The 25,379-nt window shown below is 65.5% G+C and carries 24 protein-coding genes; 9 read left to right on the top strand and 15 right to left on the bottom strand.

Annotation, left to right across the window (positions count from 1 at the left end):
- Positions 1–152: 152 nt before the first annotated feature.
- Positions 153–1,238, bottom strand: a complete 1,086-nt coding sequence (gene ychF / locus NIBR502772_RS17305; protein WP_104062221.1) for a redox-regulated ATPase YchF — start codon at positions 1,236–1,238, stop codon at positions 153–155.
- A gap of 130 nt (positions 1,239–1,368) precedes the next feature.
- Between ychF and NIBR502772_RS17310 the strand changes: the two genes are divergently transcribed.
- A complete protein-coding gene (locus NIBR502772_RS17310) occupies positions 1,369–2,577 on the top strand; it encodes a DNA recombination protein RmuC (RefSeq protein ID WP_141141106.1) in 1,209 nt (402 codons plus the stop codon).
- 62 nt (positions 2,578–2,639) lie between these two features.
- On the opposite strand, the gene NIBR502772_RS17315 is transcribed toward NIBR502772_RS17310, so the two are convergent.
- Both NIBR502772_RS17315 and NIBR502772_RS17320 read right to left on the bottom strand, forming a co-directional pair.
- Complete coding sequence (locus NIBR502772_RS17315; protein WP_141141107.1) at positions 2,640–3,719, bottom strand: 4-hydroxy-3-methylbut-2-enyl diphosphate reductase; 1,080 nt, start codon at positions 3,717–3,719, stop codon at positions 2,640–2,642.
- A gap of 9 nt (positions 3,720–3,728) precedes the next feature.
- Positions 3,729–4,580 carry a hypothetical protein gene (locus NIBR502772_RS17320; RefSeq protein WP_141141108.1) on the bottom strand — a complete coding sequence of 284 codons (852 nt, stop codon included), beginning with the start codon at positions 4,578–4,580 and terminating at the stop codon, positions 3,729–3,731.
- Positions 4,581–4,783: 203 nt separating this feature from the next.
- Here NIBR502772_RS17320 and xseA point away from each other — a divergent pair, with 203 nt between their 5' ends.
- Positions 4,784–6,109: an exodeoxyribonuclease VII large subunit gene (xseA, locus tag NIBR502772_RS17325; protein WP_141141109.1), complete on the top strand. Its 1,326-nt coding sequence runs from the start codon at positions 4,784–4,786 to the stop codon at positions 6,107–6,109.
- Complete coding sequence (locus NIBR502772_RS17330) at positions 6,090–6,308, top strand: exodeoxyribonuclease VII small subunit (protein ID WP_058931826.1); 219 nt, start codon at positions 6,090–6,092, stop codon at positions 6,306–6,308. The genes xseA and NIBR502772_RS17330 overlap by 20 nt, the downstream gene beginning before the upstream one ends.
- A gap of 48 nt (positions 6,309–6,356) precedes the next feature.
- On the opposite strand, the gene NIBR502772_RS17335 is transcribed toward NIBR502772_RS17330, so the two are convergent.
- The 6 genes from NIBR502772_RS17335 to NIBR502772_RS17360 form a co-directional block, all read right to left on the bottom strand.
- Positions 6,357–7,211 (bottom strand): polyphosphate kinase 2 family protein, encoded by an 855-nt coding sequence (locus tag NIBR502772_RS17335; protein WP_141141110.1) that lies wholly within the window; start codon positions 7,209–7,211, stop codon positions 6,357–6,359.
- A 49-nt stretch (positions 7,212–7,260) separates the two neighbouring features.
- Positions 7,261–8,481: a pyridoxal phosphate-dependent aminotransferase gene (locus NIBR502772_RS17340; protein WP_058931824.1), complete on the bottom strand. Its 1,221-nt coding sequence runs from the start codon at positions 8,479–8,481 to the stop codon at positions 7,261–7,263.
- 134 nt (positions 8,482–8,615) lie between these two features.
- The gene (locus tag NIBR502772_RS17345; protein WP_141141111.1) at positions 8,616–9,569 is read right to left on the bottom strand and encodes an ABC transporter substrate-binding protein; all 954 of its coding nucleotides are present in this window, start codon (positions 9,567–9,569) and stop codon (positions 8,616–8,618) included.
- On the bottom strand, positions 9,566–10,312 hold the full coding sequence (locus NIBR502772_RS17350) for an ABC transporter permease (protein WP_141141112.1): 747 nt from the start codon (positions 10,310–10,312) through the stop codon (positions 9,566–9,568). Before NIBR502772_RS17350 ends, NIBR502772_RS17345 begins: the two co-directional genes overlap by 4 nt.
- Positions 10,309–11,019 carry an ABC transporter permease gene (locus tag NIBR502772_RS17355; RefSeq protein ID WP_141141113.1) on the bottom strand — a complete coding sequence of 237 codons (711 nt, stop codon included), beginning with the start codon at positions 11,017–11,019 and terminating at the stop codon, positions 10,309–10,311. The genes NIBR502772_RS17350 and NIBR502772_RS17355 overlap by 4 nt, the downstream gene beginning before the upstream one ends.
- Positions 11,019–12,119 carry an ABC transporter ATP-binding protein gene (locus NIBR502772_RS17360; RefSeq protein ID WP_141141114.1) on the bottom strand — a complete coding sequence of 367 codons (1,101 nt, stop codon included), beginning with the start codon at positions 12,117–12,119 and terminating at the stop codon, positions 11,019–11,021. Before NIBR502772_RS17360 ends, NIBR502772_RS17355 begins: the two co-directional genes overlap by 1 nt.
- 230 nt (positions 12,120–12,349) lie before the next feature.
- Between NIBR502772_RS17360 and NIBR502772_RS17365 the strand changes: the two genes are divergently transcribed.
- A complete protein-coding gene (locus tag NIBR502772_RS17365) occupies positions 12,350–13,390 on the top strand; it encodes a pirin family protein (protein WP_141141115.1) in 1,041 nt (346 codons plus the stop codon).
- On the opposite strand, the gene NIBR502772_RS17370 is transcribed toward NIBR502772_RS17365, so the two are convergent.
- The gene (locus tag NIBR502772_RS17370; RefSeq protein WP_104062219.1) at positions 13,376–14,305 is read right to left on the bottom strand and encodes an N-acetylglucosamine kinase; all 930 of its coding nucleotides are present in this window, start codon (positions 14,303–14,305) and stop codon (positions 13,376–13,378) included. The two genes, NIBR502772_RS17365 and NIBR502772_RS17370, sit on opposite strands and share 15 nt — an antisense overlap.
- 126 nt (positions 14,306–14,431) lie before the next feature.
- Positions 14,432–15,418 carry a LysR family transcriptional regulator gene (locus NIBR502772_RS17375; protein WP_141141116.1) on the bottom strand — a complete coding sequence of 329 codons (987 nt, stop codon included), beginning with the start codon at positions 15,416–15,418 and terminating at the stop codon, positions 14,432–14,434.
- Between the two features lie 91 nt (positions 15,419–15,509).
- On the opposite strand from NIBR502772_RS17375, the gene NIBR502772_RS17380 reads away from it, so the two are divergent.
- Together NIBR502772_RS17380 and NIBR502772_RS17385 are read left to right on the top strand one after the other, a co-directional pair.
- Positions 15,510–16,796: an MFS transporter gene (locus tag NIBR502772_RS17380; protein WP_141141117.1), complete on the top strand. Its 1,287-nt coding sequence runs from the start codon at positions 15,510–15,512 to the stop codon at positions 16,794–16,796.
- Between the two features lie 121 nt (positions 16,797–16,917).
- Complete coding sequence (locus tag NIBR502772_RS17385; protein WP_056344094.1) at positions 16,918–17,421, top strand: Lrp/AsnC family transcriptional regulator; 504 nt, start codon at positions 16,918–16,920, stop codon at positions 17,419–17,421.
- Here NIBR502772_RS17385 and NIBR502772_RS17390 read toward each other — a convergent pair.
- Entirely contained in the window at positions 17,418–18,659 is a 1,242-nt protein-coding gene (locus NIBR502772_RS17390) for an MFS transporter (protein ID WP_141141118.1), read from the bottom strand. The two genes, NIBR502772_RS17385 and NIBR502772_RS17390, sit on opposite strands and share 4 nt — an antisense overlap.
- A 167-nt stretch (positions 18,660–18,826) precedes the next feature.
- Here NIBR502772_RS17390 and NIBR502772_RS17395 point away from each other — a divergent pair, with 167 nt between their 5' ends.
- From NIBR502772_RS17395 to corA, 3 genes are read left to right on the top strand one after another with little or no spacing between them, the layout of a single operon-like run.
- A complete protein-coding gene (locus NIBR502772_RS17395) occupies positions 18,827–19,363 on the top strand; it encodes an Lrp/AsnC family transcriptional regulator (protein WP_210412313.1) in 537 nt (178 codons plus the stop codon).
- A 9-nt stretch (positions 19,364–19,372) separates the two neighbouring features.
- On the top strand, positions 19,373–19,798 hold the full coding sequence (locus tag NIBR502772_RS17400) for a DUF1761 domain-containing protein (protein WP_141141120.1): 426 nt from the start codon (positions 19,373–19,375) through the stop codon (positions 19,796–19,798).
- Position 19,799: 1 nt separating this feature from the next.
- Complete coding sequence (gene corA / locus NIBR502772_RS17405; protein WP_141141121.1) at positions 19,800–20,795, top strand: magnesium/cobalt transporter CorA; 996 nt, start codon at positions 19,800–19,802, stop codon at positions 20,793–20,795.
- A 36-nt stretch (positions 20,796–20,831) separates the two neighbouring features.
- Here the strand turns inward: corA and NIBR502772_RS17410 are convergent, their stop codons facing one another.
- From NIBR502772_RS17410 to NIBR502772_RS17420, 3 genes are all read right to left on the bottom strand, one after another.
- On the bottom strand, positions 20,832–22,427 hold the full coding sequence (locus tag NIBR502772_RS17410; RefSeq protein ID WP_141141122.1) for an ABC-F family ATP-binding cassette domain-containing protein: 1,596 nt from the start codon (positions 22,425–22,427) through the stop codon (positions 20,832–20,834).
- A 230-nt stretch (positions 22,428–22,657) separates the two neighbouring features.
- Positions 22,658–24,280: an ABC transporter permease gene (locus tag NIBR502772_RS17415; RefSeq protein WP_210412314.1), complete on the bottom strand. Its 1,623-nt coding sequence runs from the start codon at positions 24,278–24,280 to the stop codon at positions 22,658–22,660.
- 1 nt (position 24,281) lies between these two features.
- On the bottom strand, positions 24,282–25,265 hold the full coding sequence (locus NIBR502772_RS17420; RefSeq protein WP_141141123.1) for an ABC transporter ATP-binding protein: 984 nt from the start codon (positions 25,263–25,265) through the stop codon (positions 24,282–24,284).
- Between the last annotated feature and the right edge of the window lie 114 nt (positions 25,266–25,379).

The following is a 25,379-nucleotide window of genomic DNA, read 5'->3' on the forward strand; positions in this document are numbered from 1 at the left end:
GGGTATGTGGATAACCCTGTGGTTCCTTGGCAGCAAAGGGGCCAGCTCTCTCCTGGTGGCATGCTTTATGGCCACCAAAACGACTAACGCGATCAGTGCCAACACGAAAATCGCGCCCAGGCTGTGCCAAGGCGCGATTCTCGCAGATGGGGCTAGACGTTGAAGCGGAACTCCACTACATCGCCGTCAGCCATCACGTACTCTTTGCCTTCGATGCGTACCTTGCCACGGGACTTGGCTTCAGCCATGGAACCGGCCTCGATGAGGTCATGGAAGGAAACCACTTCAGCCTTGATGAAGCCACGCTGGAAGTCGCTGTGGATGACGCCTGCTGCCTGCGGCGCGGTGTCGCCCTGGTGGATGGTCCAGGCGCGTGTTTCCTTCGGACCGGCTGTGAGGTACGTCTGGAGGCCCAGGGTGTGGAAGCCGACGCGTGCCAGTTGGTCGAGGCCGGACTCGTCCTGGCCGTTCATTTCCAGCATTTCGCGCGCTTCCTCCTCGTCCAGCTCCACAAGGTCGGATTCGAGCTTCGCGTCCAGGAAGATGGCGTCCGCCGGGGCCACCATGGCCCGCAGTTCGTCCTGCTTCTCCGGGCTGCCCAGGATGCCTTCGTCGGAATTGAAGACGTAGATGAACGGCTTCGCGGTCAGGAGGCTGAGCTCCTTGAGATACTCCATCTCCAGCTTGTCGCTCTTGATCGAGGAGAAGACCGTGTCCCCGCGTTCCAGGACCGCCTGCGCAGCCTTGATGGCTGCCAGCTCGGCAGCTTCCCGCTTCTTGATCTTGACTTCTTTTTCGATCCGGGGAATGGCATTTTCGATGGTCTGAAGGTCAGCGAGGATCAGCTCGGTGTTGATGGTTTCCATGTCCGAGCGGGGATCCACTTTGCCGTCAACGTGGATGACGTCGGGGTCATCAAACACCCGGACCACCTGGGCAATGGCCTCGGCCTCACGGATGTTGGCAAGGAACTTGTTGCCCAGGCCTTCGCCCTCCGATGCGCCCTTTACGATGCCGGCGATGTCCACGAAGGACACCGGAGCGGGCAGGAGGCGCTGCGACCCAAAGATGTCAGCGAGCTGCTGGAGCCGGGGATCCGGCAGGTTCACGACGCCGACATTGGGTTCGATGGTAGCGAACGGATAGTTCGCAGCCAGCACCTGGTTCCGGGTCAGTGCGTTGAAAAGAGTTGATTTGCCGACGTTGGGCAGTCCGACGATGCCAATAGTAAGAGCCACGAGCATTGATTCTACCGGTTGCCGGACGCATGGGCCCCAGGCGGTCCCCCGCAGTGTCGGCACATGGTGGAACGCCTGGTGGAATATGTCGGTTCCGTAAATTGTCACAGGGTCATGCCACAGTGTGGATATGGATGCTTTAGCCCTGATTCTTGCCCTGTTGATGCTGCTGGTAGGTGCCGTCGCCGGCGCCGCCGCCACCTACTTTTCCCTCCGCCGGCACAGTCGTGCCCTGGAGGAGGACTTCGACGCTGTTTCGTCGCGGCTTTCCGAGGTCAACGCCCAGTTCGCCGCCGCGGACGCGGAGCGCCGCCTGCTCTCGATGCAGAACCGGGAACTCGGCGAGTCCCGCAACCAGGACGGGAGCGTCCTCCGGGCACTCGCCCCCGTGGCGGAAAAGCTGACCGCGGTGCAGCAGCAGGTGGCACTGCTGGAACGCGACCGCCTGGAACAGTACGGCCAGTTGGCGCAACAACTTCAAGAGGCCAGGCTTTCCGATGCCCAGCTGATCCGGTCCACGCACGCCCTCGAGTCAGCGTTGCGCTCCAACAGTGCTCGTGGACAGTGGGGCGAAGTTCAATTGCGCCGAGTGGTCGAGGCATCGGGCATGCTCAAGCACGTGGATTTCCTGGAGCAGGTCCACAGTGCCGGGGCCGATTCAGCGGTCCGTCCCGACCTCGTCGTCCAACTGCCGGGCCAGAAGCAGCTGGTGGTGGACGCGAAGGTTCCGTTGTCCTCCTACCTGGAGGCCCAGGAGCTGGGTGCGCGCCAGGACTCGGGTACAACCGGGAATCCCGGCAGCCAGCAATCCCTGCTGGCCGCCCACGCCAAGGCGCTGCGGGCCCACGTGGACTCGCTCAGCAACAAGAAGTACTGGGACATCCCCGGGAACTCCCCCGAGCTGGTGATCTGCTTCCTGCCGGCCGAATCCATCCTGGCCGCCGCCCTGACCGCCGATGCGACGCTGTTGGACCACGCGCTTTCCAGGAATGTGGTTCTTGCCTCGCCCAGTACGCTGCTCGCAGTGCTCAAATCGGTGGCTTTCACGTGGCGCCAGGATGTGCTGACGGACAGTGCGCGGGAACTGTTCGACCTCGCCCGTCAGCTGTACGAACGAATGGGAACGCTCGGCGATAACGTGGGCAAGCTGGGTTCGTCACTCAAGTCTTCGGTGGACCGGTACAACGCCCTGATCGGCACCCTGGAAGCGCGGATCCTGCCCACCGCACGGAAGCTCAATGCCATGGATGAATCCGGGCTGCTCACTCCGCCGGCACTCGAGGTCACGCCGCGTTCGTTGGCGGCCCCGGAGTTTCAGCAGGACGAAGCCGCCGCCTGACGGTGGGAATGGGTGGTTGAGCTTTGGTTTCGACAAGCTCAACCACCGGAGGTCGGGAGATGTCAGTCGCGGGAGCGGCGGCCGCCGAGCGCCCGGCTGACGTCTCCGGCTTCCTTAAGGGTTGCGCGGAGTTCCTTGGGCAACGAGAAAAGGAGGTCTTCTTCGGCCGTGACTACTTCTTCCACGGAGCCGTACCCGTAGTCGGCCAGCAGGCGCAGGACGTCCGTGACCAGGAGCTCCGGAACTGAAGCCCCTGAGGTGACGCCGACGGTAGCCACGCCTTCAAACCATGCCTCGTCCACTTCGTTGGCGAAGTCCACGCGGTAGGAGGCCTTGGCACCGTACTCCAGGGCGACTTCCACCAGACGGACAGAGTTCGAGGAGTTGGCCGATCCCACCACAATGACCAAGTCAGCCTGGGGTGAGATTTTCTTGATGGCCACCTGACGGTTGGTGGTGGCGTAGCAGATGTCGTCGCTGGGCGGATCCTGCAGGGTGGGGAACCGATCCTTCAGCAGCCGGACCGTTTCCATGGTCTCGTCCACGCTGAGGGTGGTCTGGGACAGCCAGATGACCTTTTCCGGATCCCTGACGGTTACCTTGTCCACTTCGTGGGGACCGTTGATGATCTGGATGTGTTCCGGTGCTTCGCCGGCGGTGCCCTCGACTTCTTCGTGACCGTCGTGGCCGATCAGCAGGATGTCGAAGTCGTCCTTGGCGAACCGCACGGCCTCCTTGTGAACCTTGGTCACCAGCGGGCAGGTGGCGTCGATGGTGCGCAGCCCGCGGTCTTCGGCTGACTGGACGACGGCCGGGGATACCCCGTGGGCGGAAAAGATCACCAGGGCGCCTTCCGGGACCTCGTCGGTCTCGTCGACGAAGATGGCTCCCTGCGCCTCCAGCGAGCTCACCACGTGGACGTTGTGCACGATCTGCTTCCGGACATATACCGGCGGACCGTAGTGCTCTAGGGCCTTCTCGACGGCGATAACGGCCCGGTCCACACCGGCGCAGTAGCCGCGGGGCGCAGCCAGGAGGACCTTCTTGGGACCGGTCACCGGAGCCGCGGCGGCTACCTCCTCAGGCGAGCGCCGCCTGCGCGGGACAGTTGGCATCGAGAGGGACACAGCTGAGGAAGTCATCTCTCCATGCTACCGGGTGGGGGCCCGCCGCCCTGGCGAAGCGATCCGGATCACAACGGCCGCAGCGACAAGCACAGCGCCGGTTATCGCGGCACCACCGACCCAGGATTGGAAGCTGCTGGACGCGGCCGCCACAAACGCATCCTTGAACATGTCCGAAAGCCCGTTGCCGCTGGCCGTCCCCACGACGGCATCCCTGGCGACCTGCGAGCCGGCAGCCCACAGGCCCGCCAGTGCCAGCGCCCCCAGTCCCACAGCGAGAATCACGGTCCACCGACGGCGCGCGGACACCAGCGCCAGCGCAAAGGCGATTCCCGCTCCAATGGCAAGGGAGTAGCCGAGCGGCGCGTAGGCGGACGCTCTCTCGACCATTTGGCGCTGCTCAGGCTCGCCAACGTTGACCAGCGTCTGCTCCGGCGCAGTCAGCGGGAGTCCCGTGGTGCGTGCGAGCTCCTCCGTCGCCAGCGCCACCAGGGGTGCCACGTCCAACGTAAGCGACGACGGCGAGTCAGGTTCGGCGGGAGCCGATGCGGGTGCGGCGAAGCTGAGCCGGTGGCTCTTCCGCAGTGTTTCCTCCCAGGCCGCCGGGTAGCCGGGCAAAGCTGTGAGGGAACCGGCCGCCGCCTCAAGCACTGGCGTGACCAGACCTGCCAGGGCGTCCGGGATGGCCCCTGCATCGATGGTGCCCACAGCGGCTGCGGCGAGCCGCTGCTGGAATTCTGCGTCCTGCCCCAGGGGAGCGGCCAGGGCCACAAAGCCATCCTCCTGAACCACGTTGCGGTCAAGCCAGATGGCGGGTACGGCCAGGGCGGACAGCAAAACGCCCACGACGACGGCGATGGCTGAAACGAAGGTGCGCAAAACGGGTCCTCACGGGTTGGCGGCAGCACAGCCATCATAGAGCTGGTGTCTGGACAAAGAATGTCAGTCTCGGGTGATACAGCTTATGGATAAGGTTGAATGGCAACCGCCAGCTCACTGACGGCCGCCTTTCAAGCACGAACCGCTACCTGCCGAACAAAGGACCACCATGCCGCCACCCACAGTTTCCCGGGGCAGCGGACATGTCTGAACAGGCTGCGCTGCCGGGCACTGCTGCCACCACGTTGCCCGCCACGGCCGGTGAGACCAGCCCGGACAATCCATGGCCGCTGCAGTTGCTGTCCCAGAAACTCAAGGCCCATATCGATCGCACCCCGTCCGCATGGGTCGAAGGCCAGGTCATCGAATTGAACCGCCGCGGGGGTAACGCGTACCTCACCCTCCGGGACGTGGACGCGGAAGTTTCCCTGCCGGCGTCGGTCTGGACCAAGGTTCTGGACCGGCAGAACATGCCCCTGGAGCGTGGATCCCGCGTGGTGGCCTTGCTCAAGCCGGAGTTCTGGCTGAAGACCGGGCGGCTCAACATGCAGGTTCGGGACATCAGGCCTGTAGGGCTTGGCGACCTGCTGGCGCGGATCGAACGGTTGCGCCAGGCTCTCTCCGCCGAGGGGCTGTTTGCCGACTCACGGAAGAAACCACTGCCGCTGCTCCCGCACCGTATCGGCCTGATTACCGGACGGGACTCCGACGCCAAAAAAGACGTCGTCCAAAACGCCGCACTGCGCTGGCCCGCAGTTGAATTCGAGATCCGGGAAGTGGCGGTCCAGGGCAACACTGCGGTCTCGCAAATTATCCGCGCCCTGCAGGAACTGGACAGCCGCCCCGATGTGGACGTCATTGTCATCGCCCGGGGCGGCGGAGCCTTGGAGGACCTGCTGCCTTTCAACAGCGAGGAACTGATCCGTGCTGTCGCGGCCACGGCCACCCCGGTGGTCAGCGCCATCGGACATGAGGCGGACCGTCCCCTACTCGACGACGTGGCGGACCTGCGCGCGTCGACGCCCACTGATGCGGCCAAGCGAATCGTGCCTGACGTTGCCGAGGAACTGGCCGGCGTGCGCCAGGCACGGGAGCACCTGCGCAGGAGCATCGGCAGGCTCGTGGACAGGGAGTCGGACCGGTTGTCCGCACTCCATTCCCGGCCTGTTCTGGCCACCCCGGAAGCCATCGTCACCGGACGCGCGGAGGAAATCGAACGCCTCCTGCGGAGATCATCGGCCGCTGTCAGTTCAACGGTGGTACGGGCGGCTGACCAGCTGGTTCACCTGCAGGCCCAGGTCCGTGCCCTGTCACCACAAAAGACGCTGGACCGCGGCTATGCCGTGGTCGAACTGGCCAACGGCCGGCCGGCCCGTGCCACTGAAACTGCCGGCCACGCTGTGATCCGAGACCCGTCGGAGGCGCCGTCGGGAACTGCGTTGTCCGTACGCGTAGCCCATGGCCTGTTCGGCGCCACTTCCACTGGGGAACTTCAACAAGGAGAAGCACATGCCCGAAACAAAGCCTGACCCGGAAATCCAAGCACTGAGCTATGAGGAAGCCCGCGAACAGCTGGTGCAGGTGGTGGGGAAGCTTGAGGCGGGCGGCGCCAGCCTCGAGGAATCCCTGGCACTCTGGGAACGCGGCGAAGCCCTGGCAAAGCGCTGCGAGGAGTGGCTGGAGGGCGCCCGCAAACGGCTCGCTGCCGCCCGCGACCAGCCGCTCTGACCAGTCACAGAAGGCGGCCCACCCCTCGGAACGACGCGCCCCAACAGGTCAGGACCGTTCAACCAGTTCCCGTTCGATCGGGACGTCGAACTCCGCCTTTGGCCATTCCAGCTTCATGTCAGACAGCGCGCCCAGCACCAACTGCTGCACCGCGATCCTGGCGTACCATTTCTTGTTGGCCGGAACCACGTGCCAGGGTGCGGCTTCCGTGTTGGTCTCGTCGAAGGCAGCCTGGTAGGCGGCCATGTAGTCGCCCCAGAAGGCTCGTTCCTTGAGGTCACCGCTGCTGTATTTCCAGTGCTTGGCGGGGTTGTCCAGCCGGGCAAGGAGCCGTGCCTTCTGTTCATCCTTGCTGATGTTGAGCATCACCTTGATGATTTTGGTTCCGGCATCGGTCTGGCGCGCCTCGAACTCATTGATGGCCCGGTAGCGGCGCCTAATTTCGTCAGGCGTCGCCCAGTTATGGACCCGGTGGATCAGGACGTCCTCATAGTGGGAGCGGTCGAAGATGCCCACCATGCCCGCTCCGGGCACCTCCTTCTCGATCCGCCAGAGGAAGTCATAGGACTTTTCCTCCTCGGTGGGGGCCTTGAAGGCTTTGAACTGGACGCCCTGCGGATTCATGGTGGCCATGACATGGCTGACGATTCCGCCCTTGCCCGCGGTGTCCATGGCCTGCAGGATCAGCAGAAGCCGTTTTCTCCCGCCGAAGCGCGACTCCGCGAACAGCTTTTCCTGAAGTTCGGCCAACGCGCCGTCCAGTTCAGCCAGAATTGTCTGGCCATCGGCTTTGTTGCCCTTGTAACCGGGCGTCGCGTCGGAGTCAGCGTCGGCCAGCGAGAACCCTTTCCCCACCCTCAGCGTATCGACAGGGTGCTTCTCGAACTCAACGACGTCGGCCATTGGGGTCCTTTCCCAAGGTTCCACGCGCCGAAAGACGCGTCACCACAGGCTAGTTCCCTTGATACCGGCTAAGGAAGTCCCCCATGCGTCCGATCGCTTCTTCAATGTCCTTGACGTTCGGCAACGTGACCATGCGGAAGTGGTCAGGCCGGACCCAGTTGAACGCCCGTCCGTGTGACACCAGGATCTTCTGTTCCTTCAGCAGGTCCAGGACAAATTTCTCGTCATCACGGATGTGGAAGACTTCCGGATCCAGGCGCGGGAACAGGTACAGCGCGCCACGGGCCTGCTGCGTGCTCACACCCGGGATCGCGTTGAGCATGTCGTAGGCCTTGTTCCGCTGTTCCAGCAGCCTGCCGCCGGGGAGGATGAGGTCATTGATGCTCTGGTAGCCGCCGAGCGCGGTCTGGATGGCGTGCTGGGCGGGCACGTTGGCACAGAGGCGCATGTTGGCCAGGAGGCTGATGCCCTCCAGATAATCGGAGGCATCCTTCTTCGGGCCCGAGATGGCCATCCAGCCGGCACGGTAGCCGCAGACGCGGTAGGCCTTGGACAGCCCACTGAAAGTGAGGCAAAGGACGTCGTCGCCCGTCAGCGCGGCCATGTTGATGTGCACGGCGTCCTCGTACAGGATCTTTTCGTAGATTTCATCCGCGAAAAGGATCAGTCCGTGCTTCTCGGCCAGCGCCACGATCTTCTTCAGCGTCTCTTCCGGATAGACCGCGCCCGTGGGGTTGTTGGGGTTGATCACCACGATGCCCTTGGTGCGGGGCGTGATCTTGGCTTCAAGATCCTCAAGGTCCGGCTGCCAGCCTGATTCCTCATCGCAGAGGTAGTGCACGGGCTTCCCGCTCGCCAGGGCCACGGAAGCGGTCCACAGCGGGTAGTCCGGTGTGGGGATCAGCACCTCGTCGCCGTCGTTGAGCAGCGCCATGAGGGACATGGTGATCAGTTCGCTGACGCCGTTGCCCAGGTAGATGTCGTCCACATGGATGTTCTGGATTCCGCGGGTCTGGTAGTACTGGGAGACCGCAGTCCGGGCCGAGAAGATGCCCCGGGAGTCGCTGTAACCCTGGGCATGGGGCAGATGGCGGATCATGTCCACCAGGATCGCGTCCGGGGCTTCAAATCCAAACGGCGCAGGGTTTCCGATGTTCAGTTTGAGGATCCGGTGACCCTCCGCCTCCATCTGCTGGGCGGCCTGAAGAATCGGTCCACGGATGTCGTAAAGGACGTTGTGAAGCTTGGTGGACTGCTTGAATTCTGCCATCCATCAAATATGCCATATGACGGATGTACTTCTGTTGAGACCTCAGACACAGACGTGTAGAGAGCGGACGACCGCGGCTGCCGGCCCGTGTGGGTCCGGCAGCCGCCGTCGTGATTGCGTTGTGGAGTCAGGTGCTACTTGACGATGCCCTTGTCCTTGAGCCACGTGGCGGCGGCGTCTTTGGCATTTTGCTTCTGGCTGCCGCTGACTGCGCGGTTGAGGTTGACCAGGTCCTCAGTGGTGAGGATCTTCGACACGGCATTGAGCGCGTCCTTGGCCTTGTCGGTCATTTTTGCCTTGTTGTACAGCGGCAGGACCTGCTGGGCCTTGAAGTTGTTCTTGGGATCCTCCAGGACCACCAGGTCGTTGTCCGCGATGGACGGTGTGGTGGTGTAGATGTCAGCCACCTGGACGTCGTCGGTCAGCAGTGCCTGCAGGGTCAGGTTGCCGCCGCCGTCGCTGAAGGGCTTCAGTGCCTTGAGTTCGCAGCCGTAGTTCTTTTTGAGTCCCGGGAAGCCATAGGCGCGGGTTTCGAACGTGGCCGGCGCCGCCATGGTCAGGTCCTTGCAGACCTTGGCGAGGTCCTCAATGGACTTCAGCTGGTACTTCTCCGCGGTGGCCTTGGTGACCACCATGGCGTCCTTGGACTCGGCCTTGGATGCCTCCAGGACTGCCAAACCCTCGGGGAGCTTGCCCGGCAGCGCCTTGTAGATGTCGTCGGCCGAGACCTCGGCAGCTTCAGGATCCACATGCGAGAGCAGGTTGCCGGAGTAATCCGGGACAAGGTCAACCGAGCCGTCCTGGACCGCTTTGAAGTAGATTTCGCGGGCACCGATGTTGGGCTTGGTGGTTGCCGTGACCCCTGCAGCAGTCAGCGCGCCGGCGTAGATCTCAGCGACGATCTGGCTCTCCGGGAAGTCAGCCGAGCCGACCACCAACGAGCCGCCGCCGGCGCTTCCGGCGCTGGTGCTGGGGGTGGCCAACGGGTCACTCCCGCCGCAGGCCGTCAGCGCGACGGCCAGGCCGACGCCGGCAGCCATGCCAGCCAGTCCCCGGCGGGTAAGGATTGTCCTGGTGTTGTCTTTCATGGGGTACCTCCTTGAACGGCAGCTGGCGCAGGCGCGGCAGCTGGGAGATCAGCGGAGGCCTTTTGGCCACCGTGCAGATCGGTTTTGAGGCCGGGCGAAAGAAGGGCTCTTTGCACCGCGGCCAGGATGAGGTCAACAACGATGGCCAGCCCTGCAATCAGCAGCGACCCGGCAAGCATCCGCGGGAAGTCCTGCAGCGCCAAGCCGTCAAAAAGGTAGCGGCCCAGCCCGCCCAAGGGCAGGTAGGCAACCACCGACACCGTGGCGATGACCTGCAGCACGGCGGTTCGGACACCGCCGAACATGACCTGCAGCCCGTTGGGCAGCTCAACCCGGAACAGGATCTGCAGCTCGGTCATGCCCATGGCCCGGGCAGCGTCCACCACGGCCCGGTCCACACTCGAAATGCCGGCATACGTTCCGGCAAGGAGCGGCGGCACGGTCAGGATGACCAGCGCCCACACCGGCGGCATCAGGCTGCTTCCCGCAAGGAGGGCGAAGAGGACCAGCAGGCCCAGTGTGGGCAGGGCCCGCAGCGCCCCTGCCACCGCTACGGCCACCACGCGTCCGCGGCCCGTGTGCCCGATGTAAAGCCCTGCCGGAACCGCGATGGCCGCGGCAATCACCAAGACCAGCCCGCTGTATTGGAGGTGCTCCAGCAGCCGGACCGGGATGCCGGAACTGCCGGTCCAGTGCAGCGGATCGGCAATCCAGGCGAGGGTGTCCACAAAAATGTTGCTCATGGCGCGGCCCCTGTGTGGATGTTGGCGTCGGCCAGGTAGCTGGCGGCGGAAGGCGCCGCGGCGCCGGACGCTTTAGCGGCGCGGGTCCACGGCGTCAGCAGCCTTTCCAGGACGACCAGTACAGCATCCATCAGCAGCGCGAGCACCAGGATGGCGATGATTCCCACCACCACTTCCGTGACGAAGTTCCGTTGCAGTCCGTCTGTAAACAGCATGCCCAGGTTCCCCACCCCCAGGAGTGCCGCGACACTCACCAGGGAGATGTTGCTGACGGAGACCACCCGCAGCCCGGCGAACATCACCGGAAGGGACAGTGGCAGGTCGATCTGGACAAAGCGGAGCCACGGCTTGTACCCCATGGCGATCGCAGCCTGCCGGAGATCCTCCTCCACGGAGTCAAAGGCATCCAGGGCGGCCCGGACCAGCAGCGCCACAGCGTAGATGGTCAGGGCCACAATGACGTTGAGCGGGTCCAGGATCCGGGTTCCGAGAATCGAGGGCAGGATGATGAACAGCGCCAGCGACGGGACGGTGTACAGCAATGAACTGGCGGTCACCACCACCGACCTGAGCGCCGAGTGGGTCCGCGCCAACTGCGCCAGCGGAATGGAAATGACCAGCCCCAGGACCATCGGGATGAGGGCCAGGACCAGGTGCTGGCCCGCCAGTCCCATGACCATGCCGCTGTTTGCCAGGAACCACTCCATCAGAGCGCAGCCTGCCTGACCTGGCGGGCTTCCTCAATGACGCCGAGGACTTCCTGTGCCCTGATGGTTCCCAGGACCTTGCCGTCGCCGTCCACCGCCACACCTTGGCCGGACGGGGACGAAAGGGCCGAGTCCAGCGCCCGCCGCAGCGTCTCGCCGGGGCGGAAGAGTGACCCGCCCGGGATGAGCTCTGAGTCCGTCCCCGGCCTCGCCCAGCCCAGCGGGCGCAGGTCCGGATCCACCACGAGCTGCCAGTCAGTCACCGCAGCGGGATCGCCGGCGAACTGGCCGCCACTCATCACGAGCGTGGGCACCGGGTGGATGGTCACGGCGTCGGACGTGGTGAACCCGAGGTGGCGGAAGCCGCGGTCCCGCCCCACGAAGGACGCCACAAAATCATTGGCCGGTGCCCGAAGGATTTCCTCAGGGGTGGCGTACTGGGCCAGCCGGCCGCCGACGGCGAAAACGGCCACCTTGTCGCCGAGAATGGTTGCCTCGTCGATATCATGCGTGACGAAAACGATGGTTTTTGCGAGGTCCTTCTGCAGCCTCAGGAGTTCATGCTGCAGTTCGTTACGTACCACGGGGTCAACGGCGCTGAACGGTTCGTCCATCAGCAGGACTGGCGGATCGGCGGCCAGCGCCCGGGCCACACCGACGCGCTGCTGCTGGCCGCCCGAGAGCTGGGAGGGGTACCGTTTCCCGAGCGCGGAAGCCAGCCCGACGACGTCGAGCAGTTCCGTGGCGCGCTTGCGGGCCTCAGCCTTGGAAACGCCGTTGAGCCGGGGCACGGTGGCGATGTTGTCCAGCACGGAACGGTGCGGCATCAGCCCGGAGGACTGCATGACGTAGCCCATGGACCGTCTCAGCTCCGCGGCAGGAACCGAGGTCACGTCCCGCCCGTCCACGGTGATCACGCCGGACGTCGGTTCCACCATGCGGTTGATCATCCGCAGCGAGGTGGTTTTTCCGCAGCCGGACGGCCCTACAAAAACGGTGATGGAGCCCCTGTCGATGGACATGGTGAGCTGGTCCACAGCGGGCTGCCCGCCCTGATACTGCTTGGTGACGCTCTGGAACTCAATCATGGCTTGGTCCATTCCGGACGTACCTGTTCTGTTGGACGGCATCGGACAGTGTTGGGTCATAAGCTCACTGATATTTACGGTAACGCAATCCGTTCACAGCGTAACCGGATCCGAAGGCAATCCGGGCAAGAGAATTCCTACTGTTAACCATTCGTTGGACAGCCGCCCGCGGATGGGTCCTTCGATCACAAGGTGCCGGTGCTGCGCTTACGCCCGGCTCTGCCCGCGCCTAGAGTTGGACTGTGACCAACTTGGAAGTGGCTCCGCAACAGGAACTTTGTCCACCCGCAGGCCCTGAAGGGACTTCCGGACCGTGCCTGCAGCTCTGGCCCGAACGGGAGGTTCCGCTGGGCGGCGTGCGGGCCATGAACGTCCGGCGCACGCTCCCGCAGCGCGGCCTGCCCACCATCGGAGCCTGGTGCTTCCTGGACAGTTTCGGTCCGGACCGCATCGCCATGTCCGTACTCCCCCACCCGCACACGGGCCTGCAGACGGTCACCTGGCCGCTTGCGGGGAACATCCGGCACCGGGACAGCGTGGGCAGCGATGTTGTGGTCCGGCCAGGTGAGCTGAACATCATGACCGCCGGGCACGGGGTGTCCCACTCCGAGTTCGCCGCGCTTCCAGATTCCGATGCAGGTCCCGACGCCGGCGCGCCGCTGCCCGTGCAGCGCGGCCTGCAGCTCTGGGTAGCGTTGCCGGATACTGAACGTCATCGCGAACCTGCGTTCGAGCAGCACCGCGAACTGCCTTCCGTGACGGGGCCGGGTTTCACAGCGACGGTGATGGTGGGCGAATTCGCCGGGGCGGTGTCACCGGCCACGATGTACTCCCCCATCATCGGAGCGGACATCTCCTGCGACGGCCTGGCCGTCCTGCCGCTGAACGCTCACTTTGAGCATGCCGTCCTGGTGCTCGACGGCGGGCTGACGCTGGACGGGCAGGAGGTCCCGCCCGGGCCGCTGGGCTACCTGGGCGCGGGACGTTCGGCGCTGGAGTTCCAGGCCCTGCCCGGCACACGGTTCCTCCTGATCGGCGGGGAGCCGTTCCAGGAGGAACTGCTGATGTGGTGGAACTTCGTGGGCCGCACGCACGACGAAGTGGAGCAGGCCCGTGCGGACTGGGAAGCCCAGGCCGCACTGCCTGACGCTGCAGCCCGCGGAGCCCGCTACGGGCTGGTTGAAGGGCACGGCCCGGATGCGGGCGCCGAAGCCGGACGCATCCCCGCCCCCATCATGCCGGCCGTCAGGCTGACACCCCGGAAGCGGTCAGTGGGCCCCTGACGCTTCCGAGACTAGCTTCAGGACGCCAAACACAGGGTCCTGGTCCAGGACACGGACATCGGAGACGCCGGCGGCCGCTAGGTGGCTCCGGAAAGAGTCCTGCAGCGGAATCACGTTCATGCCGAGTCCGCTGCCGAGAATTACCGGGCCGTCGATTCCAAGCTTCCGCAGGGCCTGCGCAGCCAGGCCGGCAAGGTCTTGGCCGGCCTGGTCCAGGAGCTCTTGGCTGACCGTGTGGCCCGCCGCAGCCGCCTCCACCACCAGGCGTGCCTGCTGAGCCCAGAACCGGCGGCCGGTGTCCGGGGAATGGAAGAGCGCAATCAGCTTGTTGGGGTGGTCCACTCCGCAGGCTGCAAGCAGCGCCTCGGTCAGCTGGTCCGCCGGGAGTCCCTGGTTCATCCGGCGCAGGCTGTGCCGGACCGCCTCACGGCCCAGCCAGTAGCCGCTGCCTTCATCCCCAAGCAGGTAGCCCCAGCCGCCGGCCCGGGCTTCGTCGCCGGCGGCATTCCTTCCCCAGGCTGCAGAGCCGGTTCCCGCGATCACGGCCACGCCGGTACTGGCGCCGCCCGCGGCCAGCAGCAGCCGTGAGTCGTGGACCACCGTGACTTTGGCTCCCGGAACATGGGGTTCGATCAGCGCGGCAAGGGCTGCGGCGTCGTCGTCGGTGTCTATGCCACCGGCCCCGGCATACACCTGGGCCACCTGGCCGCCGCCGATCCGGGAGAAGAGATCCGCGAGGTTCATCGCCGCCTGTTCGCGGCTGACGTTCTGGACGTTGGAACTGCCGGCGGACTCGTCAGCCACGGCAACGCCGTCCTCAAACCTGACGCCGCGGGTCTTTGTACCTCCGATGTCCAGGCCGATGATGACCCCCGCGAGGGGACCCGGGGCGGCCGCGGACGTGGCGCCGCCCAGCGGGTGGTGTCCGGAAGTTGTGGTCTGGGGGTGCTCGCTATCAGTCACGTCCCCCAGCCTACTGAAACGCTGCCGGCGAAACGCTGCCGGGCCGCGGGACGACGTCGTGTCTCAGCACCGCGCCGCCTATCCCCTGCCTGAACGGGCGGCCACGAGGCCCGCCAGCAAGTGCGGGCCCTCCTGCAGGACCATCTCCCGGAAGAAGCGCACAGGATCGGGCTCGGCGTCGGGGCCGGGTTTCCGCCGGCGCCAGCCCAGCCCGATTTCGCGGAACGCCAGGCCGGATTCCAAGGCAAGTTCGACCCAGCCCAGGTTGCCGGTCTCCGGGCTGATGTGGCGCCCCGGGGCATTGCCGCCGGGCGGCAGGATGCTGACGCCAAGTCCCGCGGCGACCAATCCACGGGCGGTGTGGGTGTCCTGGCTTTCGAAGGCGATCCGCGGCCGGAAGCCTGCCTCGCGGAACAAGGCATCCGTCAGTGACCGCATGCCGTAACCCGGCTCCAGCGCGACGAAGGGGTCCCGGCGGATGTCCTGCATCCTGACGGCGTCCCGTCCGGCCAGCGGGTGCCCGTGGTGAACCACCAGCCGGAGGGGCTCACGGTAGAGCGGCGCCGAAGCGATGGTGCTGCTTGCCGCCGGAACAGGGGCGGTCAGTGCCAGGTCCGCCTGGCCCGAGGCCAGCTCCGCCAGGCAGGTGTCCCGCGCCCCCTGGCTGAGAATGAAGCCGGCCTCCGGGTGGCGGCTGCGGAAGACACTGATGAGCACGGGCAGGGTGGCCTCCCCGAACGTGTGCTGAAAGGACAGCGACACCTTCCCCCGCACCACGTCCGACTCGTGCCGGACCAGGTCCAGTCCGGCCTGGAACTCGGTCAGAGCCGACTCGATGTACGGCAGCAGCGTCCGGGCGGCCGCTGTGAGGCGGATGCCCCGTCCGTCCCGGATCAGCAATTCTGTTCCGACGACGGCGCTGGCCCGGGACAGTGCCCGGCTCACCGTGGACTGGGGTACTCCAAGGAGCTCGGCCGTTTCCGTGACGTGCTGGGTCCGGCCCAGCTCGGCCAGGATGGGGAGGAGCGGCAGGAGCTTCACCAGCTGTTTGTGGTCCGCGTGCATGGGCTCCACCTTCCAAACGTTCCACTCTAGATATGAATTGTCCCTAAAAGATGCATTGGAAGCATACATTGCCGAAGCCTACCCTTGAGCCATGCCACAGAATGCCGCCATCCCAGGAACGTTCAGTCCAGCGCAGGATCACTGGGCGGGACATCCCAAAGGCTCCGCCGCCTACAACAAGATTCTGGCCGGCCTGGCCTTCGCAGGCGTGGCAACGTTCGCCCAGCTCTACTCCACCCAGGCGGTCTTGCCGCTCTTGGCGGCAGAACTGAAGGTAACAGCGGCAGAGGCCGCATTGACCATTTCGCTGGCCACCGTGGGCCTGGCCATCACCGTCATTCCGTGGTCCTTCCTCGCGGACAGGATCGGCAGAGTGAAGGCCATGGCATGGGGCATCTCCGCCGCCACTATCCTGGGCCTGCTGGTACCGCTCGCTCCCACTTTCGGCGCCCTGCTTGCCTTGCGGCTGCTGGAAGGCATGGCGCTGGGCGGGATCCCGGCCATCGCCATCGCCTACCTGAACGAGGAAGTGAACAGGGCCCATGCGGCCGTGGCCGCAGGCAGCTACGTTGCCGGCACTACGCTGGGCGGGCTGGCCGGCCGGCTCGTGGCAGGCCCGGCAGGTGAGCTGTGGGGCTGGCGCACGGCCGCCCTGGCCGTTTCCCTGCTGGCAACAGTGGCCGCGGTACTCTTCCTGGTTCTGGTACCGCAGGCGAAGGGATTCACCGCCGCCAAAGCCGCCGGGCTGCTCGGTGCCATGGCGACGCTCGGCGGGCATGTGCGCAATCCCCGGCTGCTGGCGCTCTACATCCAGGCTTTCCTGATGATGGGCGGGTTTGTGGCCGTCTACAACTACCTCGGCTTCCGGCTGTCCGCTGAGCCTTTCACGCTGCCTGCCACCCTGATCAGCCTGATCTTCCTGGCGTACCTTTCCGGAACGTTCTCTTCCCGCTGGGCCGGCGGGTTGACGGTCAGGTTTGGCCGCAGGAATGTGCTGCTGGCTGGCATCCTCCTGATGGTGGCCGGGCTGGCGCTGACGCTTACGCAGCTGCTCGCCCTGATCCTTGCCGGCCTGGTGATTTTCACCGGCGGCTTCTTCGCGGCCCACAGCATCGGCGCAGGCTGGACCGGAAGCATCGCCACCACCGGCCGCGCCCAGGCATCGTCGCTCTACAACCTGGCCTATTACCTGGGCTCCAGCGTCATCGGCTGGGCCGGCGGACTGGTGTTCCAGTCCCTGGGCTGGACGGCGCTTGCCGTGGCAATCATGGCCCTGGCGTGCATCACGGCGGTGACAGTCGCCGTCGTACATCCCCTGGGGCACGACGAAGCCGCACGGACCGCCGCACAAGGGCAGGCAGAAGCCGCGCGGCCGTAGAACTATCCGCCATTAAATGGCACGTGTGTCTGGCGATTGTTCGGCAGGGAAGGTTGCGATCCGGGGTGATCAACAGGAATCCGGCGTCTAGGATGAACTGACGGACATTCAAGGAGATTCCATGAGCAGCAACCCAAAAAGCATCCGGCCGGCCAGCCACTTTGAGCCGCTGGATGCCATCGATGAACGGCTTCTGGCCGCCTTGGTGGACGATGCACGGATCTCCAACAAGCAGTTGGCAGAACTGGTGGGCATTGCACCGTCCACCGCGCTCATGCGGACCCGCGCATTGTCCGAACGTGGCATTGTCCAGGGATTTGAGGCGAAGCTCAGCCTCTCGGCCATCGGCAGGTCCGTCCAGGCGCTTGTGGCCGTCCGGTTGAGGGCCCACGACAGGGACCAGATCGACCGGTTTACAGCCCGCGTTCCGCACCTGCCCGCGGTCCTCTCCACCTTCCACACGTCAGGCTCCGTGGATTACCTGCTGCACATCGCCGTTGCCAGCACCGAGGACCTGCGGGACTGGGTCCTGGACAATCTCGCCACCGACCCCGTGGTGGGCCACACCGAGACCACCCTCGTCTTTGAGCACATCCAAGGGAACCACGGCCCGCTGCCGGACTAGGCTGTCCGCTGCAGCGCCGTCCGAAGCGTGACGGCGGACAGCGCCAGTGCAGCGGCGCTGCACAGCACCACGAAGCCCGCGACCGCCGTCGGCAGCCCGAACACCGCCGTTGCCCAGCCCAGCCCGATGACGGGTACGGCGCTGCCCAGGTACGTGATGACATATACGGTGCTGATGACCTGGGCGTGCTGTGACGTTTCCACTTTGGCGGCCACATCATTGAAGACCGTCCGGAAGGCGACCCCCTGGCCCAGCCCCGCACAGACGCTGGCGGCGGCGAGCATCAGCGGACTGCTCCAAGCGGCCGCGGCAGCCAGGAGCAGCACCGAGGCGCCCAGGACCGCCAGCCCCGCGGGCACCACAAAGCGGCCCCGCACGGACAGCAACTGGCTCAGGGCGGAGGCTGCCAGCGTCATCCCGGCCAGGGCGCCGATCAACGGCCGTGAATCGGTCTGAATGATCGGGGCGAAATAGGCCGGTGCCAGCGACAGGCAAAATCCAAAGACGGAGAAGCTGAGGAAGCCCACAGCCGCCGCCAGCCAGAAAGCGCCCCTCGCCTCACTGGATACCGAAGGCCGGCGGGGAGCCAGGGCCAGGACGGGCCGCCGGCCGACCGGAGGCTTGATGGCCGGCCGGGCCTGAAGCAGGTACAGCGGCACCAGCATTGCCGCCAGGGCGAGCGAGTGAACATAGTACGGGGCTGTGGTGGGCCCGGGCAGCAGCGACAGCAGGCCGCCGATGACCGGACCGGCTGCTACCCCTCCCGCCGTCGCCAGCAGGGTGAAACGGGTGGCCCACTCCGGCCGGGTCGGGAGCAGTTCCCGCAGTGCGGCTGCGCTGGCACCCGTGGCCAGGGCAACGGCCACACCCTGAAGGGCCCGTCCGGCAGAGAGCGCCACGAGGTTTTCGGCCTGCGAGAAGACCCAACTGCCCGCCAGTCCGGCGAGTACAGCCAGGATGAGCGCCGCCCGCCGGCCGATGTGGTCCGACCAGTGCCCGGCCAGCATCAACGTTGCAACCAGGGCCAGGACATAGCTGGCAAAGGCCGCCGTGACGCCGAGTGCCGATAGGCCAAGGTTTGCCTGTAGCAGCGGATACAGAGGCGTAGCCAGGTTCGCACCGACCAGCAAGGTGAAGATGACAGCGCCGGCCATCACCAGCCGTGCGCTGGTGGATGCATCCCAGCCCTGGCGCCCGGCGGTGGCCGGACGCATGCGGAGTTCATTGAAGACTGTCATTGGCGCTGCCTTGGCGTCGACCGGGGAGGGAGGTCCTTGTGGGAGGCCGCCCCGGGGGGAATTGATACCTAAAGAATGCTTCAGAGGTGACCGTTTGGGCGCTTGTCCGTGGAACAATTGAGCAAAATACGCAAATCATGGTGTCTCCAATAACTGAAAGTGACAGTTTGCCCACCCTTGATCCCACTGACCTGAAGATCCTCCTGGAACTCATCCACGATCCCCGCATCCAGATCGGCGAGTTAGCCGAGGTGCTGGGGATTGCGCGCAACACAGCGCAGTCGCGGGTCCGGCGCCTGCTCCGGGCCGGAGTGCTGCACGACGGCGGCCGCGAGATCGACCTCGAGGCCGTGGGGTACGACGTCGTCGCCTTCGTCACGATCGAAGTGACGCACCGGGAACTGGACGGAGTCGTGGGCGCCCTCCGGCTGCTCCCCCAGGTCCTGGAGGTCCATGAGATCTCGGGGCGAGGTGACGTGTGGTGCCGTGTGGTGGCCACCGATACGCACAACCTGCAGTCCGCCCTCCGCCTGATCCTCCGCATCAAGGGCGTCATCCGGACCGAAACTGTCCTGGCTCTCCACACCCATATCCCTTACCGGACTGAACCCCTGATCAGGCGCCTCGCACAGGCCGCGCCCGGCACCCCAACACGGCCCAGGCAATTGACCGAGGGCGGCGGCGGGCCAGCCGAAGGCAGTTAGGATTCGAGCATGGATTGGGCTTCGCATATTTCACAGATCAACTGGCTCGCCGTGGCGTTGGCCTTCGTCCTGAGCATGGCCATCGGCTTTGTCTGGTACCTGCCTGCCGTGCTGGGCAAGCGGTGGATGGCCGCCATCGGAAAGACTGAAGAGGACCTCAAGAACATCAGCGGCGGCGCGGGGATCTGGGTTCCCATGATGGTCACTGCCGCCTTGACCGCCGTCCTGCTGGCTGTTCTGATCAGCAAGCTGGGCCTGGACAACGCAGCGGCGGGCGGCTTGTTCGCGCTGGTACTCGGGCTGGTGTTCCGCGCCGGCGGGCACGTCACCCACAACGGGTTCGCCGGCCGCCCGACAACGGTCACCCTGATCGATTCCGGACACGACCTGCTCGCCATGACGGTGGCTGGCGCGATCATCGGGGCAATGTCCTGACGTGACCATCATCGACAATGCCGTCTACGTGGACGGCGTCCGCAGCGCGGAACCGGAGAGCCTGGAACAGACCTTTGAAACGCTCGCCGAGCGCGGGGGCATGGCCTGGATCGGGCTATACCGGCCCACGGCGGCGGAAATGACGGCCGTTGCCACCGAATTCGGGCTGCACGCCCTGGCGGTGGAGGACGCCATCTCGGCGCACCAGCGGCCCAAGCTTGAACGCTATGAGGACAACCTCTTCACGGTGCTCCGCCCGGCGCGGTACCTGGACGCCACCGAGACCGTGGAGTTCGGCGAGCTGCACATCTTCACCGGCCGGAATTTTGTGGTCACCATCCGCCATGCCGAGATGGCCGGCGTTGCCCGGGTGAGGCGCCGTCTGGAGGGCCGGCCCGACCTGCTCCGACACGGCCCGGAGGCCGTTCTCTACGCGCTGCTGGACCTGGTGGTGGACGACTACGCACCGGTGGTGGCCGGGCTGGAAAACGACATTGACGAGATCGAGGACCAGCTCTTCAGCGGGGACACCACCGTCTCCCGCCGCATCTACGAACTGGCCCGCGAAGTGATCCAGTTCCAGCGCGCCATCCATCCCCTGCCGGACATGATGCAGCAGCTCAAGCGTGGCTTTGAAAAGTACGGCGTGGACTCTGAACTGCAGCACAGCCTGCGGGACGTCGAGGACCATGTGGAGAGAGTCATCTCGCGCGCCGATTCATTCCGTGATTTGTTGCAGAACGCCCTCACGCTGGACGGAACGCTGACCGCCAACCGGCAGAACCAGGCCAGTGCCGAACAGAACGAACAGGTGAAGAAGATCTCCTCCTGGGCGGCGATCTTCTTTGCACCGTCCTTCGTGGCCGGCGTCTACGGAATGAACTTCGACCACATGCCCGAACTCCACTGGGCCCTTGGCTACCCGATGGCCATCGCGCTGATGGCCGGCACCGCAGGCCTGATGTACGCCATTTTCAAGAGGAAAGGCTGGCTGTAGGGGCGGCGGCTGCGGGCCCCCGGGCTCCGCCGAGCCTCAGGCGGCGTGGAGTTCCACACTCCCGTGGCCTGAGTCTGCAGCGCTGAATACCAGCCGGCGGTTGGCAATCTTGTCGGTGAAGAAGCGGTCGTGGCTGACCACCACCACTGCTCCCGGGAAATGCAGCAGGGCGCGTTCCATAACCTGGGTGCTGGAGAGGTCCAGGTGGTTGGTGGGCTCATCCAGCAGCAGCACCGAAGCACCCGAGAGCAGGCATTGGGCCATGGCCACCCGGGCGCGCTGGCCGCCTGAGAGGTTGCCGATCTTCTGCTTAAGATCGGCTTCGGAGAACTGGAACATGGCAAGGAACCTGTTCACCGACTTCTTCGTCGCAGTCAGGGCCAGGCTGTCAGGCATCGCGTTGACCGCATGGGTGACCGTGTCGTCGTCGTCCAGTTCTTCCAGGACCTGGTTGTAGGAGACCACTCCGGCGCCCTTGGCCCAGGCCACGCTGCCTGAATCGGCCGGCTCTTCGCCGGTGAGCGCCCGGAGCAACGTGGTCTTGCCGCTGCCGTTGGACCCGACGACGGCGATGCGGTTACCACGCCCGATCTCGAAACTGAGGCCGCTGAACAGCGTCCGGCCGCCGTAGGCCTTGCTCAGGGACTCCACCCGGCACAGGACATCCTTGACGTACAGGCCGCCGTAAATCTCCGTGATGATCTGGTCCACGGGCCGGGGCGCCCGGGACTTCTTGATCCTGGCCAGCTGGTTTGCCAGTCCCTTGCCGGCCGCCTTGGCCGCTTCCCGCCGGTCGGAGATGCCTTCGGCCTCGAAGGCCAGCAGCTCGGACTCGTGAACGAACTGGCTCTCCAGGCTCTTGAGCTTGAACTGCTTCGCCACCACATATTCGGCGAAGTTTCCCGGATATTCGTGGAGGTGGAAGTTCTCCACTTCGATGATCCGGGTGACAACGGAGTCCAGGAACTTCCGGTCGTGCGAGACGATGATCGCAGCGCCTTTAAAGGTCCGGAACCAGCCTTCGAGCCATTCGACGCCGGCCACGTCAAGGTAGTTGGTGGGTTCATCAAGCAGGAGGACGTCCGGGGCTTCCAGCAGGATCTTTGCCAGCGCTGCCCGGTTCCGCCAGCCGCCGGAGAGTTCATCGATGGCGCAGGTGCGGTGGTGGTCGCTGAAGCCGAGAGTGGTGAGCACTTTGTCGATGCTGCGCTGGTAGTCCCAGCCATCCAGCCGGTCCATCGCCTCAAAGAGTTCGGACTGGCGGTGGATCAGTTCATCCAGCCGTGCTGCGTCCGAGGAGTCGGCGGCGATGGCCGTATCGATGCCGGCCAGCTCGGCTTCGATCTCCTTCACGTGGGCGAACAGTCCGTCCAGGACCTCCGCGATGGTGGATTCGCCGTTCAGCTCGGAGAACTGGGAGAAGTACGCAGCCTTGGTTCCGAGCTCGACGGCGACGGTCCCGGAGTCGGGAGCCACCTGGCCCTGGATCAGCTTCAGGATGGTGGACTTGCCCGAACCGTTCTTGCCGATCAGGCCGACCCTGTCCCCTGCTTCAAGCTTGAAAAAGGCCTCGCGGAGAACTTGGGTTTTGTCAAAGCTCACGTTGACGTCGTTCAGCCGGATCAAACTCATTGATGGTGTCCAATCCAGTCATGGTAACGCTTGGAAGCGGTGGGGATCCTGCAAGCCTATTCGAATCAAGCATCCTGCGCAGACATGGCGTTGCGCCCGCTGGGCCGAAAGTAACCTTGATAGTCGCACTCGTCCCTCAAGAAAGGCAACGCGCGATGCCTGACTGGTATTTGGGCAGCGCGTCCAAGATGGCGTTCACCGCAGCACCCGTGACCTGGCCGTGGAGACCGTTATTCGGTGCCCACCTCCCGGCGGCGCATCGCAGCCAGCGCCGTCGCAGCGAGAACTCCCGCGATGCTAAGCATCCAGAAGCCACCGCTCCAGTCCGTCCCCTGGGCGGTCGTGACCGGGGTGTGCGTGAAGGGCGAGAGGTCGCGGACGGCCTGGTCGAAGCCGAGCATCCCGCCGTAGATGCCGAGGGCGACCCCGAGGCCCAGTAGCGTCCAGCCGAGCGGCATCGTGGCCCGCGGCCAGAGGACGAACACCACGGCGGGCAGGGCGAGGTAGATGAGTGCGGCGGGGAGTTGGTTGAGGGCCGTCTGCCAGACGTCGCCGACTTCGCTGGACGTGTCCCCGGATGCTGCCAGCGACACCCACGCCCCGAAGGCTGCGAAGCCCAGGACGAGCACCACGGATACTGCGCCCAGCCCCAGGAAGCTCCCGAGCCAGCGCACGCGGCCCACCGCTCCCGACAGAACGAGCGTGCCGGTCCCCGCCACTTCCTCCTGGCGCAAGCGCAGGACGGCCTGCAAGCCGCAGACCGCGGCGAGGACACCGGCAATCGAGAACAGGGCCGCGATGAGTAGTTGGGTCATTGAGATTCCCTGTGCCTGGATCATTGCGCGCAGGGCGGCCGTCACGGAAGGGCTGGTGGTTACCGAAGATTCTACGGCCGATCCGAGGGAGCCGGTGAGCAGGCCTGTTGCGAGGCCGGCAACGCACCAGCTGGCGATCGCCCCTTGCTGGAGCCGCTGGGCGAGTGCGAACGGCCCCCGGAGGCCCGGCCTCGCATCAGTCCGCCCTGATCTGCCCGCGAGGACGCTGGCGCCGACGTCGCGTCGCGCCATGATCATGACGACGGCGGCGAGGCTCGCTGCCGCGAAAGTGAGGTGGAGCAGGAGGGGCCAGGCCCGGTTGCCCGTGTAGGCGAACGTCTGCTGGCCCCAGCCGATCGGTGATACCCAGCTTGGCCAAGCGGCCGTGACCGTGAGGCCGTCCTCGCTGATCTGTCCGGTCGCGTCGCCGAATCCGCGGAGCAGGTAGGCGAGGACGACGAATGCAGATGCGATGCCGTTCGCTCCGCGTGAGGTGCTGAGGAATTCGGCGGCAAGGAGTCCGACGCCGAGGAAGGCGACACCCACGGCTCCTGTCGCTGCGCCGGCGACGAGTGAGCCGGCAGGGTCGAGGCCGCCGGCGAGGAAGGCCAGGGCGACGGCCGTCGCGACGAGTGCGTTCGCCACCAGCCCGTGCACCGCCGTGGCGGCGAGGGGGGGCCACCGAACGGCGGGCGTCGCGGAGATAAGCTCTGCCCGACCGGACTCCTCCTCGGCCCGCGTGTGACGGACGGCCAGGAACGTGCTCATCAGCCCGGCGAGGAGGGCGAGGAAGGCGTAGATCAGGAAGAACGTGAAGGCGCCAAGCTCAGCGCCTCGGACCAGGCCACGAAGCACGAGAATCACCGGCGTCGCCGTGGCCAGCCGCAGGATTTCCGCCCGGGAGGCTTCGTCGCCGTACGTCCGGGCGACTGCCGCGGTAGCAAACAGGGCAAGCAGCCCGATGGAGAGCACCCAAGCGACGAGCTGCCACCTGTCACGGCGGAGCCGCTGCATGTACAGGACCAGGAAGATCCTCATTTCAGGCGCCGCTCCGCGCCTCGGCGCGGTGGCGACGGCGGTGCGGGCCGCCGTCGTCCGCGTCCGGGACGGCAGAGGCGACCTGGTCGCCGTAGTGGCGCAGGAACAGCTCCTCGAGCGACGGGGGAGCGACGAGAAGCCCCTTGACCCCCATGCTGCCCAGCAGCGGCAGGACCTCGTGGACGCTGTCGGAATCGGCGCCGAACTTGACCCGGCCTTCGGCGATGGTGAGATCGTGTACCGGGGAGAGGCTGGCCAGGGCAGTAATGTCCGTACTGTCCTGGGTGAAGGAGACTTCCGTTCGGGTGAGGTGTCGGAGGGAGTCGAGCGTCCCGCCGTCGACGATCCTTCCGGCGCGGATGATACTCACCCGGTCGGCCAGTTGCTCGACCTCGGAGAGGATGTGGCTTGAGAGGAGGACTGTGGCGCCTTTCTCCTGCGCCAGCCGCCGGATTTCGCGCATGAAGACGGCCTCCATAAGGGGGTCCAGGCCGCTGGTCGGCTCATCCAGGAGGTAGACCTCCGCCTCGGTGGCGAGGGCCGCAATGAGGACCACCTTCTGTCGGTTGCCCTTGGAGTAGGCGCGGCCCTTCTTACCCGGGTCGAAGTCGAAGGCCTCGCAGAGTCTGTGCCGTTTCTGCCTGTAGGCTTCCTGGTCGGCTGTGCCTCCGCGCAGGCGCGACAGGAGATCGATCGCTTCGCCTCCGGATAGGTTGGGCCAGATATTCACATCGCCCGGCACGCTGGCCACCCGGCGGTGGAGTTCGACGGCGTCGGTCCAGGGGTGGAGGCCCAGAACCGTTGCGCTGCCGGACGACGCTCGGGCCAGGCCGAGGAGGATGCGCAGCGTGGTGGACTTCCCAGCGCCGTTGGGGCCGAGGAAGCCGTGGATCTCGCCTGCCATGGCCTCAAGGTTGAGACCGTCGAGCGCTTGGACCCGACCGAAGTTCTTGCGGAGATCGACCGTGCGGATAACGGTGTCCATATGATCGACGCTACGCAGTTTCGCTCACATTGTGAACTCTCGGAAGCCTCTTGCTTTTCACCGGCCTTTTGTGAGTTCCTCCCGGGGCAACCGCTATGCCGATCAGGACCGGCC

The sequence above is a fragment of the Pseudarthrobacter sp. NIBRBAC000502772 genome, assembly GCF_006517235.1.
Lineage (GTDB): Bacteria > Actinomycetota > Actinomycetes > Actinomycetales > Micrococcaceae > Arthrobacter.